This window comes from Methanococcus voltae, from assembly GCF_024807655.1.
GTDB classification, from domain to species: Archaea; AGJL01; Methanococci; order Methanococcales; family Methanococcaceae; genus Methanococcus; species Methanococcus voltae_D.
On record NZ_JANUCR010000003.1, the window covers coordinates 163,447 to 176,076 of the forward strand.

General features: G+C 28.4%; 10 protein-coding genes. 1 reads left to right on the top strand and 9 read right to left on the bottom strand.

Annotated elements, in window-relative coordinates; translation table 11 throughout:
* Positions 1–671: 671 nt before the first annotated feature.
* The 4 genes from J3E06_RS04960 to J3E06_RS04975 all read right to left on the bottom strand — a co-directional run bounded on the left by J3E06_RS04960 (position 672) and on the right by J3E06_RS04975 (position 4,574).
* Positions 672–1,181, bottom strand: coding sequence for a low molecular weight phosphatase family protein (locus J3E06_RS04960; RefSeq protein WP_013180184.1), 510 nt, complete (start codon positions 1,179–1,181; stop codon positions 672–674).
* Positions 1,182–1,337: 156 nt separating this feature from the next.
* Entirely contained in the window at positions 1,338–2,327 is a 990-nt protein-coding gene (gene ilvC, locus J3E06_RS04965; RefSeq protein ID WP_013180185.1) for a ketol-acid reductoisomerase, read from the bottom strand.
* A gap of 445 nt (positions 2,328–2,772) precedes the next feature.
* Positions 2,773–3,528 (bottom strand): 4Fe-4S binding protein, encoded by a 756-nt coding sequence (locus J3E06_RS04970; protein WP_013180186.1) that lies wholly within the window; start codon positions 3,526–3,528, stop codon positions 2,773–2,775.
* A gap of 197 nt (positions 3,529–3,725) precedes the next feature.
* Positions 3,726–4,574: a substrate-binding domain-containing protein gene (locus tag J3E06_RS04975; protein ID WP_013180187.1), complete on the bottom strand. Its 849-nt coding sequence runs from the start codon at positions 4,572–4,574 to the stop codon at positions 3,726–3,728.
* 359 nt (positions 4,575–4,933) lie between these two features.
* Between J3E06_RS04975 and J3E06_RS04980 the strand changes: the two genes are divergently transcribed.
* A complete protein-coding gene (locus J3E06_RS04980; protein WP_013180188.1) occupies positions 4,934–5,968 on the top strand; it encodes a TIGR00341 family protein in 1,035 nt (344 codons plus the stop codon).
* Positions 5,969–6,075: 107 nt separating this feature from the next.
* On the opposite strand, the gene tgtA is transcribed toward J3E06_RS04980, so the two are convergent.
* From tgtA to J3E06_RS05005, 5 genes are all read right to left on the bottom strand, one after another.
* On the bottom strand, positions 6,076–8,103 hold the full coding sequence (tgtA, locus tag J3E06_RS04985) for a tRNA guanosine(15) transglycosylase TgtA (protein ID WP_013180189.1): 2,028 nt from the start codon (positions 8,101–8,103) through the stop codon (positions 6,076–6,078).
* A gap of 263 nt (positions 8,104–8,366) precedes the next feature.
* Positions 8,367–9,500 carry a FecCD family ABC transporter permease gene (locus tag J3E06_RS04990; RefSeq protein WP_013180190.1) on the bottom strand — a complete coding sequence of 378 codons (1,134 nt, stop codon included), beginning with the start codon at positions 9,498–9,500 and terminating at the stop codon, positions 8,367–8,369.
* Between the two features lie 26 nt (positions 9,501–9,526).
* Positions 9,527–10,573: a FecCD family ABC transporter permease gene (locus tag J3E06_RS04995; protein WP_013180191.1), complete on the bottom strand. Its 1,047-nt coding sequence runs from the start codon at positions 10,571–10,573 to the stop codon at positions 9,527–9,529.
* A gap of 237 nt (positions 10,574–10,810) precedes the next feature.
* On the bottom strand, positions 10,811–11,503 hold the full coding sequence (locus tag J3E06_RS05000) for a 4Fe-4S binding protein (protein WP_013180192.1): 693 nt from the start codon (positions 11,501–11,503) through the stop codon (positions 10,811–10,813).
* A 141-nt stretch (positions 11,504–11,644) separates the two neighbouring features.
* On the bottom strand, positions 11,645–12,622 hold the full coding sequence (locus J3E06_RS05005; protein WP_013180193.1) for a permease: 978 nt from the start codon (positions 12,620–12,622) through the stop codon (positions 11,645–11,647).
* Between the last annotated feature and the right edge of the window lie 8 nt (positions 12,623–12,630).

The window sequence follows — 12,630 nt, forward strand, 5'->3', positions numbered from 1 at the left end:
TCGACACTATATAGGTATATATATAATATATGGATTGATGTTTACATTCTTCTATTATACAACTGTATAATACTCTCTATTATTCACATACTGGATAAATTATATGCTAAAAAATCAAAATAAAAAACAATACCCGAAAAAGTAATATTAATATTTATTTTCTAAAATTAAGTCTTAAAAAAGGTTATGTATCCAATGGATAATATAAGGGTTCTAATTTAAGAATGTGGGGATATTATATAAATTAATCAAGTATTTAATGGTATTTAGATTATAAATTTATAATTTAAGCTTATAATGTTTTTAATTTTTAAAAACAGATAAATTTATATAGTTATATGATAATTTAATAAAATTATGTTGGTAATATTTAAAAAAACCATCATAATATATAATTTATTTATTAATAACCACATAACATACATTAAACCAAAAAAAGAAGTGATTAATATGGTAAAAGGTAAAAAAAATAACGATAAAAGTACAAGCGCACCAAAAAAGGAAAATAATCAAAAAGGAAAATCCACTAAAAAATCAGCTGGAAAGGGTAAAAAATAATAATATAATGTAATATAATGTAATATAATATTATAGAATAATAAAATAATAAAATAATAAGATAATAAGATAATAAGATATTATAATAATGAATTATCTTTATTTTTAAACGATTATTCATACTCGTTTAGAATTTCAGATAATTCTATAACTTTTATTTCAATTTCATCACGTATTTTTCTATAAAAATGAATATCTTTACCTTTTGGGTCTTCAAATTCCCAGGCAATATGTTTTTTTGCAGGTACGTATGGGCAAGCACCTATGCAACCCATAGTTATAAGTATATCTACCCCTTTTATTTTGTCCATTATTTCGTCAATAGTGTCTGATTTTTGTTTAACGGGCAATCCTAATTCATCCATAACTAAAATTACCATTTCATCTACTTCGTAATTTTCCCCTTTTTCTAATCCTGCACTATAAGCATCTAAACCTTCATATTTTGCAAAACTCTCTGCCATTATGCTCCTTCTTTTATTATGTGCACACACAAAAAGTATTTTCTCCTTTTGTTGTTTTTTTGAATTTTTTGACTTACTTGTACATCTTTGGTTTTTACAGCCACAATCACAGTTTAAATTTGAATTTGATTTCTGCATTCCCTGGTTTGAAATCATCATTTTATCCCTCATTGTTATAAATAAAATATATTTGAATTATGCTATTAATATTTATTTAATTAATGATATATTCAAATATATAAATGTAATATATTAAAAAAATTAGAAAAAGAATAGGATAAAAATGTAAAATGTAAATTTATATGTAAAACTATTTTATTCTTTTTCTAAACCGCATTTTTTCCTTAAATCAGCACCTACTTGTTCGATGAGTAATTCTCCTTCTAATCTTCTCATTGAATTTAAGTGAGGTTTTCCAGCTTGGTTTTCGAGAGCAAATTCTTTTGTAAATCTTCCATCTTGGATTTCTTTTAAGATTTCCTTCATTGCTTCTTTTGATTCTTTTGTAACTACTCTTTCTCTTCTGGTAAGTCCACCATATTCCGCAGTATTACTTACATCGTGCCACATATTTTTAAATCCTTTTTGGTAGATTAAATCAACGATTAATTTCAATTCGTGGCAAGTTTCAAAGTAAGCCATTTCTGGAGCATATCCTGCTTCAACAAGTGTCTCAAATCCTGCTTTGATTAATTCAGTAACGCCACCACAGAGAACAGCTTGCTCACCGAATAAATCGGTTTCTGTTTCTTCCCTGAATGTTGTTTGAATAACTCCCGCTCTTGTTAATCCGATACCTTTTGCCATACCTAATGCAATATCGTAAGCTTCGCCAGTTTCGTCTTTTTCGATGCAGATTAAACCAGGTACACCGAAACCTTCTTCGTAGGTTTTTCTTACCATTTTTCCAGGTGATTTAGGAGCTACCATTGTTATATTAACACCTTTTGGTGCTACAATGTAGTTAAAATGGATATTATAACCGTGTGAAAAGCTTAATGTGTTGCCTTCTTCCAAATAAGGTTTTATTTGGCTATTGTATACATTACCTTGGATTTCGTCAGGTATTAATATATGTATAACGTCAGCCATTTTTGCAGCTTCCTCGATTGAGTATACTTCGTGGCCGTCTTTTTTAGCAGATTCCCAGGATGCACCGCCTTCTCTTAAACCCATTATTACGTTTAAACCGCTCTCTTTCATATTTAATGATTGAGCTCTACCTTGGCTACCGTATCCGATAACTGCTATTGTTTTGCCTTTTAATTTATCATAGTTTGCGTCAGCTTCGTAAAGTACTTGCATATTATCACTCGCATTTACATTTATTTACAGTATTATATTATTATATTATTAAATTCGGTTTATGTTAATTTAAAATTAATATATGGAATAAAATTGATTTAATTATGCTTAATGAAGATTAAATGTATTATTTGATACATTTAAGTTATTTAATATAAATTGCATATCTAATATTTTGGCATATTATATTTAAATATATTGTAATATTTCACTGAGATAAATATAAATCTTTTTATATATATAATTATGGCATAAATTGAATTAAAAGCGTTATTTCCGGATATATCACAGTATATTACAATTTTTTTAAAATACTATTATAATTAAACAAGTAAATAATAAATAACATAAAAATAAGGGATTATATTTTAAAATATTAATTATTTTAAAAAAATAGAAAAAATATTCATAATATTTGAATATTTGGACATTATATTCTATTATTTTATTTTTTGCAACTCGTACATTTACTACAAGCGTTATTTTCTTTATTTTCTTTATTTTCCTTAGTTTTATTATTTTCTTTTTTAATTACTTTTCGATACAATTTTTTGAGAGCTTGAATTCCCGTACCGTAGGGGCACATGTACCTACACCAAAATCTTGCAATTATCATACTCAAAACTAAACCTAATAATATGAGGTAAAGTCTACCATAATAAGCATTATTGCCTGAAATTAGCGTAATCCATATTGAATTTAATAAACTACCTGTTCTAATGGGGCTGTAAAACCTTGGGTCGCCCATTAAAAGTGCAATTACTGCAAAAGTAAATATCAAGTATTTGATTACATTAAATATTATTTTATATTCTTTATTTGTTTTAAAATTACCTTTGAATATTTTTGTCCTTATCTTGTATAATACGTCATTAAGAGTTCCATAGGGGCAAACTCTCCCACAGAAGTCTACTCTCGTAATAGCAAGATATCCAAGAATTAATGCAAAAACAGGCTTTCTTAAATGTCTCGAAGGACAATCCACTACGGGACACATATCGCAAACAACAAAAGGAACAATGTAAGGACATCTAAATACGATTATTGCAAGGGAAGGTATTGAAACTAAAAAAATTCCATATTTAATTAATTTCGTATACATATTTTTTAATAATAATTTTTTCTTTAGAGATTTTATATCTTTGTTAGTATACTTATTTTTTTCAGAGTTAGTTTCGGGTTTATCATCTTTTGAATTCATTATTACACGCTACAAATTACCATAATTTAAATTACAGTTTTTAATTGTACATTAAAACAAAATACATAAATAAAATATGTTTAAAAAATTAAAAACTAAGAATTAAGAATTAAGAATTAAAATTAATTAAAATTAATTAAAATTAATTGAAAATTGAAATATTAAAAATAATAATAATAATAATAATAATATCACCATTATTCATTCAATTTCAAATAATCTGAATAATATTCTTTATAAATTTGTTGACCTTCTTCGAAATTTACAGGTACAAATCCGTGTTTAACCAATATTTGTTCAGCTTCGTCGCTTAAAACGAAATTCTGGTAATCATATGCTAATTCAGGGTATTTTGTGTAGTTCATTACGCCCACTGTGAAAATACCTATTTGGGGAGTCATATAGTCTCTTGGTAATTCTATAACTTCATACTTACCTGCAACTTCAGGTAATGTTATAATTCTTCTTTCAACTAATGTAGCATCTGCATCGCTATTTTCGAATTCTAAAAGCATTTTCTTATAGCAATCGAAATCTTTTGCGGATTTTCCATATATTGAATCCATAAGTTCTGATTGGCTCATCATTGCCTTTTTAGAAGATATTGATGACTTTGAGTCCGTGTAAACAATTACATCAGACCTATTTAAATCAGCTAATGAAGTAATGTTTTTATGGTTGCCTTTTTTGGTAATAATTACCCAGTCTGTGAATTGGTATACTTTATAATCGGGATTCATTAGACTTAAATTTACCAATTGTTGAGAGAATGTCATTGTTCTTGGCAAAAATACATCTGCATAAGCGCCTGCTTCGAGAGCTTTTTCTAATTTACCAGCATTGGCACCAGTAAACTCTATTCTACAGTCATATTTTTGTTCAAAAACTTTATTTACTTCAGTTAGTGCTTCAGTAGGTCCTCCACAACTATAAACAGTTAAAACAGTTTTTTCGCCAGTAGTTGCGCCACCGTCGTTAGAAACGCAACCACTTAATAATAGGGTTAATGAAATTAAACCCAATACTAAAAATAAATTTTTTTTCATGCTATCTACCTAATAATTAATCAAATTGTTAATTGTATTTTTCTATGCTATTAGATTTTTTAATACTATTTTTGTATTTAACAAGATATAAATTATCCATATTTTGTATATATAGTTTATCAAATTTGATATTTTAATAATTAATAGGTATTAATTATATTAATAACTAAATAGCTAAATAATTAAATAGCTAAATAATTAAAATATTTAACATATTTAAAATACCATAAATGATAAATGATAAAATAATATGGAAAAATTAAACTAAAAAAATTAAATTAAGATATGATAAAAAATAAAAAATAAAAAGTAAAAAGTAAAAAGTAAAAATAAAAAGTAAAAGATATAAAGGTTTTAATATGAAACTTAGGCTTATTGAGTGTTATGTCCCAAAAGGAATATTTGCAGGTCTTGAAAGTTCTGTATCTGAAGAATCACTGGATAAAATAATATGGAGTAGTGTAAATGAAGAAAGAAACCAAACGGTTATAAAAATATTGACTACCTTAAGCTGTGCGGAAAGTATCACAGATGAATTGTCTACAGCATACGGAGGCTCAAACTTTAGGATATTTACATTAAGTCCTACAAGTACATACCCTCGTCTTTTAGAGGAAGAAAAAGAAGAATCTAATGAAACTAATAACGAAGATAAAAAAGAAAAATTAACTGAAAGATTCACTCGAGGAGAAATACTTTCCAAAATGGAAGATTTTTCAAAAATAACTAAAGAATACATTTTAATGTTAATATTGTCTGCAATTGTGGCATCAATTGGATTGTGGAAAAATGATGTGGCCATTATTATTGCATCAATGATAATTGCACCACTTTTAGGTCCAAATATTGCATTATCGTTCTCAGTTTCTGTTGCTGACTTTGAACTTGCAAAAAAATCCTTAAAAAACTTGATATTAGGAGTTTCATTAGTTTTAATATTTTCCATCTTTTTAGGGCACATTATACCGATAACTCCCGAATATCCTCAAATAGCTTCAAGAATGGATTTAGGTCTTTATAATGTATTAATTGCACTTTCTGCAGGTATTATTGGTACTTTATCCGTTTTAATTTCGGGAATTTCTTCATCAGTTGTAGGAGTTATGATTGCTGTCGCTTTAATACCCCCATTAGTAGCTTTTGGGCTTATGTTGGGTGCAGGATACTATTTAGAAGCATTGCCGATAATGATATTGTTTATTATGAATATTGTGGCAGTTAACTTCTGTTCAGTGCTTTTATTCTTCGTATATGGGATAACACCATATAAATGGTGGGAAAAAGAGAAAGCTAAGACCTTTACAATATTTACGTTGATTTTTTGGCTTTTAGCACTTTTATTTATGGCAGGAATAATAATTTATCGAGAAAATATTATTAATTTATTTGTATAATCAATTTATACTCCATAAAAAATATGAAAAATAGAATTTATTATTTTATTTAATTATTTAATTATTTTATTATTTTATATTATATATTGTTATTTTATGATATTATTTTAGTTATCGGACTTATTGAACTTATTTACCCCATTTCTAACATCTATCGCTACGCCATAATCGAATTCAAGGAGTTCTTTACCATTTAAAAGGGTAGTTCCAAATGCCAATAATTCATCTTCTTTATTAACGACTAAAACTTCCTCATAAGGTCTTAATTCCTTATCGCAGTCAATTACAAATTTTGCATAAACTGATTTACCATCTTTTGCAAATTCTTCAACACTTGGGTCTATTACCACTCTGTGGAATGGTGCAGGTATCTTTTCGTGTAATAACTTAGCTCCTTCTTTTGCAGGTATTAAAAAGTTATCACTTGCCCTTACAGTGAATAAAACTTCCTTTGTATCCTTCCACATTACATTTCTAAGTCTTTTAGTGGTTTTACTTCTTTTAGTAATTAATTTATCCATTATTTCATTATCAAAGATTTTATGACCATATTGATATTGCAACATTTTGTCTAATCTGGTTAAATCACAATTATCTTTGTGTGCGTAGAGTGTTTCTTTAGTCTTTTCAAATTTGGTTTTTGAATGGTTGGTATAGTAATTGTACGTATGGATGTCCATAAGTTTTTCAGGGCTTTCTTCTTCAATTTTACTCATAAAATTACTTACAAATTCATTATTAAATTTCTTTTCATAATCATACAATTCTGGAACTTCATTCTGTGATAATGGGTACATTGTATCGATATACATCGGTACTAAACCAAATACGGGGTCTTTTATGAGTACGTCCACATCACACTCAATATTTGGTAAATTTTCACTGTATGGCTTCCTTACAGTACTTGACACATTTGTAAGATATATTTTATCCATTTGCACCCTGTTTAACCTCTGTTTATGCCTATAAACTTCAGGTCTAAACATACTTTCAAATCCTGTGTAGAAAAATCCTGACTTTTTAGAAACTGGGTCGTTCTTTTCCACAAATTCCATATATTTTGAAACTCTTCTTAATCCATCCATTAATTTAGGGTGTGCCCTACATCTCTCCTCTACGAGCTCCCATAAATTACCTTCTTTGATGGCAAATTTAATTCTATCGAGTTCTTCAAAAGTTATGTATAAGTTGTGTTCGGCTAAAAGTCTCTCAGCTTCTTTCCTTTCATCCTTGTTCTTGCTTACAAACATCTTATTTAATTCTTTTGGCGTGTATTGTGAACATATTGGACACTGGCAAGGGAAATTCTTTAAATCTTTCAAATCATCGAGGTGTTTTGTACCATCGACAGTTAAATAACGTCCTTGTTTTGCGTAAAGTGCGTATGCTGCACTATCAAACAAATCACAGCCTAAAGCAGCTGAAAGTGCGAATAACATAGGGTGTCCACAACCAAATAAATGAACTGGCTTGTTTGAAGGTAAGTGTATTTTGGAGTTTAAAATAATATCTACGACATCACCATACCTATATTGTTCCATAAGTGGCACTACTGCACCTAATGGGTATATATCAAAGTTCATTTTACCCATTTCTTGAGCACTCTTTATTCTTAAGTCCATATGTGTAGAACCTTGAATGGTACCATTTAATTTTAATTTGTAATCCATTTCTTCCCTTCTTGCAAGTGAGTCTTTTGCACGAATAATGGTTTCATCTAATTCTCTGCTTGCTCTTTCGTATGAAACGTCCGGGGGTGTTGGTATATCCAAAATAGTACCTACATCAACCCCTATTTTTTCCTGGAAATCTATAATCTCCATAGGTTGAACATTTACACTTCCATAAACGCTTAGTTGAAAAGAACCGCTATCTGTAACGATTACATTCTTAAATTTGGTTAATTCGTGGATACCCTTTTCAGAAGCAATTTCATTTAATTCGGGGGTTGTATATGTGATATATGAATTTGTAATAATTACGTCAGCCAATTTATTTATTAAATCAATTGGTACTGTCTGCTTTTTTGGATTTGGATGTACTACGGGCATTATTGTTGGAGTTTCTATTTTTTTTCCGTTTATTTTGATTACTCCGAGTCTTGCCATTGCATCACGTGCTTTAATCTCGAACATTGTTTCACCGTTTTTGCTTGCATTACTGCATATAAATTTTAAAAATTGTATGATTTTGAAAAATACAAATTAGATGTAATTATTTTTAACTATTTTACTATTTATTAATTCATATAAATAATATGCGATGAAAATAATAAACTAAGAAAATAAGGGGTAATAAAAAATAAGAAATAAAAAATAAGAAATAAGAAATAAGAAATAAAAAATAATAATAATAATAATAATAATAGTAATAGTAATAGTAATAATACTAATATGGATTATAAAACCAATTTCTTTTCACCCTGCATTATCAAATATATCACTACTAAACCGCCAACTACGTCTAAAACTGCACTTATTGGCAACACAGAAGCCGTTTTAATGTCGAATAATAATTGAAATGGCAAATAATAACGTAATGTAATAATATGGCACACTAACATTAATAAAATACCGATTAACATACTTGCAGGGAGTAAATACGTATTATCTGACGTTCTAAGCAAAGGTCTTGCTAAATAAGGGGCAGATATACCTACAAAAGCCATTAAACCTACATATGGAATTATTAAACCGACTACAAATGAAGTTAAAACTAAAATTACTATCCTAACTTTCTTTATATTCAATCCAAAACTTTTTGCATAATTTTCCCCAAAAATTAAAGCGTTTAATGGCTTAATAAGGAATAATGACGCAATAATAAATATTATCGTGGCAAAAGCCATTGGAGGTACTGCATTATATGTTAATTTAGATAAATTACCCACTACGAAACCAAAATATTCGTCAACAGCAAGACCGCCGGCACTGTTGATTAAATAGGACCTAATACCACTGAATAAGTAGCTTGCAAGTAGTGCTATAATAATTACGCTGTTTGACTCCTTTACCTTAAAAGCTATGCTTATCAACACCACCGTTGAAATCATACCACCTATCCAACCCGCTATTAGCACATTTGAAGTTTCAAAGGCATTTAATAAGTTTGAAAAGGAATCTATAAAAATTACAAATGAAATCATTAGTAAAACTCCACTCGATATACCCGTAGTATATGGAGAAGCCAGTAAATTCCTAAATAATACTTGCAACATTAAACCACTACCTGCAAGAGTTATTCCTATTGCAATTGCCCCAAATACCTGCGGAAATCGAACTTCTTTCAGTAGAGTATCTTTAAACATATCGCCAGTTGATTGGTGGATTACAAAGTTTGTAACATCGTCTATAGATATTGTTTTAGAATTCCCCCCATAATATAATCCTAATATCAAAAATACCACAGATAAAAGTATCAATATGAGTATTACCGATATTTTGTAAATTTTATTATTTTGGATATTTTTTAAATAATTTACCATATTCTTAAGTTTTTTATTATTTTTATTTCCATCTTGGAGTTTATCCATTATTTCACCTAATAATTAGGTTTAAGTTACATTTTAAACTGCTTAGATTTTGTATATACGTATATAGCTATTGGTGCGCCCATTATTGACAAAGGACATAGCAATGGAAGCGTATTTGTACCGTGCGGGATAAGTACGCTTGGTCTTGCAATTATGTCTGCAATTAATAGAAATATAGCACCCAAAATTGCCGAAATAGGCAATATTTTAGAATGTTTGGACGTACGACACATTATCTTAGCGATAATGGGCGTAAACATACCTATAAATGCTATAGGACCCGTAAAAGCTACTATTGTAGCTGTGAGCATACAAGAGAGTAGTATAAGCACTCTTTTGAAAGATTTTACATTTAAACCGACGCTTTTGGCATAATTATCTCCCAAAATATTTGCGTCAAGCTTTTTAGAAAGCATTATTACTATTAGAATCAACAGCGGAATAACAATTATTGCCATTATAATCAAGTAATTAACCGTTAAATTAGAAACTGACCCCATTCCCCAACTTAAAAAGTGGCTAAGTTTAGAATTATCATCCCCAAACATATCCCCCGTATATACTAACATAGTCGTTATTCCCGAGGTTATTGCTCCTATCATTATTCCTGAAATCAGTAAAGTTGAAGTTTGACGTGAAAATTTTGCTATTGAGGATATAACAAGCATTACGGCAATAGAACCTACATAAGCAGATAATATCATACCTATTGAAGATTTTGGAAGGTCAGACCATACCAATACGGATGTAAAGCCATATAAAACTACACCCAATGTTGCACCATTTGAAACGCCCATTAAATAAGGGTCTGCTAATGGATTTCTGAAATAACTTTGCATTAAGATTCCTGCGGTAGAAATACCCAGACCTGCTATTATAGCCCCCAAAGTTCTTAATATACGGATTTTGAAAATTATAGTGTCTGTGAGTTCTGTGCCCGATGTTCCCGTCAATAAATATCTTAAAATTTCATAAAAAGTAATGTTTGAAGTTCCAACGGTTAAACTAAGCATGGATAATACGAATAATAGTCCTAAAAATCCAAATAATAGTAATATATATCTTTTATCCATAATTCACCAGTTTGTCCGTATTGTTTGTTTGCATATATTTTAAATGATATATTAAAGTAAATTTTAATAAAATTAAGATAACTTTAATTATATAGATTAATTATATAAATGTTGCGAATCGAAGTATAATTATGAAAAATAATAAAATAAGATATAAAAATGGATAAAAAATAAAAAATAAAAAATAATAAAAATAAAAATAAAAATAAAAAATGATAAAATAATAATTAAATATAATTATTTTCTTGTTTTTTTAGTTTTACAACTATTACAGGACGTACATAATTTATAACTCTTTTTTATAGTCTCAATTCCCGTTCCATAAGGACATAAGTACCTACACCAAAAACGAGCTATAAATATAAGCCCAAGTAGTCCAATAATTACTAAAATTATCCTTGAATTCCTCAATATCTCGGTTTTCGCAATATCATAAATATAAGTACCTGCAATTGCCCTATTACGTCCAGTAGGGTTTAATAAATACGAACGCATACTTAAAGAAGCTGCTACAATAGCAAATAAAAATATGGCGTATTTTACGCCAATTATTATGTTTTTTAAGGTCTTGTGCTTTGATAAACTATAAGTTGTTTTTGAAATTTTCATTCGTAGTTTAAATAGTATATGGTTTAAAGTACCGAATGGGCATATTTTTGCACAAAAGTCAACTTTAAACACTGCCATATACCCTAAAACGCCTATTAATAACGGTGTACGGGCATATTTCATCGGACAATCGTAAAATGTACAATAATCGCAAGCTATGAATGGTACTACGTATATACAACGAAATATGGAGAATAAAACTGCTGGTATACCTACTAAAAACAATAAATATCTACCTTTGTTTACTGTAAAATCCCGAAACTTTTTAAACTGGCTCTTTTTAGGAGAATTACCCATTATATTACTGTTCGATTTTTCCAAAGTATCGCCTTTTTGTACACTTTACATATTACATTCAATTAAAATACAGATATTATTAATTTATAAAGTTAAATATATAAAAATGTTGAGCAACTATAAATTATGAAAATAGATTCGGGGCTATAAAATATTTAAAAATATTTAAAAAATAAATGTATCGGATAAAATTCCCAATAGTGCACTGATTACGACTATAGATACTATATATTTTAAAGTTTTTTTCAATCCATAACATTTATTTAACGCCAAAATTAATGGTAAACCCGTGGCAGGTGCGGAAATTAAAAATGAGAGGATTATACCCTTTGGAATCCCATCTATTGCAAAATTATTTATTAGGGGGATAAGTGCGTAAGGGCATAAAAATATCACAAGCCTTATTGCGGAAATTATGAAATAAGTAAATATATTGTTAGACAATAACATTATAATAACTTCACTGGGGATTAATGTAGCAAAAAACCCGGATAAGATATACCCCAGTAATATAGAAGGCATTATAAATTTTAATTGACTTATTAAGACTGATTTAAACGTATTTTCTTGTTGTTTTCCCTCTTTGAAGTAGGGCGTATATTTATCATTTAAAAATAAAGTACCTACGCTAATGGACAGTATTAATGATAAAATTACTTGATAAATCGCTAATTTATAACCAATAATTGAAAGAGTCATAAAAAAGCCTATGGGCGTAATTGATGCCGCAGAAATTATAAAAGCCATACTTGTACCCATATTTACGCCTTTTGAATTCATAGCGTTAGCTACAGGTACACCACTCGCCGAACATAGCGGTAATATTGCCCCCATTAGTGAAGACTTTAGTAGTGAAAATTTAGAATAATTTAAATTATGTACAATTTTTTTCCTCAAATCTCCTTTTAATTTTACTTTTAAAAATGCAGATATTACAAAACCTATTAATATAAATAAAATTGAATCTTTTAAAAAATTAACCGATTTTTCAAACGATTTTAATATTATGTATATTATATTATCATAATTCAATGAAATTAGATTTACGTTTAAATATGAATCTAAATAAGTATCTAAATATTTATCCAAATTAGTATTTACAATAATAGTTAACGAATTGTTTAAAAGTTCTATAAAGTCCATATTATCCC

Bases quoted from the DNA above. Each gene is read 5' to 3' on its own strand.
- J3E06_RS05005 (WP_013180193.1), bottom strand. From the start codon at position 12,622: ATGGACTTTATAGAACTTTTAAACAATTCGTTAACTATTATTGTAAAT.
- J3E06_RS04995 (WP_013180191.1), bottom strand. From the start codon at position 10,573: ATGGATAAAAGATATATATTACTATTATTTGGATTTTTAGGACTATTA.
- J3E06_RS04970 (WP_013180186.1), bottom strand. From the start codon at position 3,528: ATGAATTCAAAAGATGATAAACCCGAAACTAACTCTGAAAAAAATAAG.
- J3E06_RS04990 (WP_013180190.1), bottom strand. From the start codon at position 9,500: ATGGATAAACTCCAAGATGGAAATAAAAATAATAAAAAACTTAAGAAT.
- ilvC (WP_013180185.1), bottom strand. From the start codon at position 2,327: ATGCAAGTACTTTACGAAGCTGACGCAAACTATGATAAATTAAAAGGC.
- J3E06_RS04980 (WP_013180188.1), top strand. From the start codon at position 4,934: ATGAAACTTAGGCTTATTGAGTGTTATGTCCCAAAAGGAATATTTGCA.
- tgtA (WP_013180189.1), bottom strand. From the start codon at position 8,103: ATGTTCGAGATTAAAGCACGTGATGCAATGGCAAGACTCGGAGTAATC.
- J3E06_RS04975 (WP_013180187.1), bottom strand. From the start codon at position 4,574: ATGAAAAAAAATTTATTTTTAGTATTGGGTTTAATTTCATTAACCCTA.
- J3E06_RS04960 (WP_013180184.1), bottom strand. From the start codon at position 1,181: ATGATGATTTCAAACCAGGGAATGCAGAAATCAAATTCAAATTTAAAC.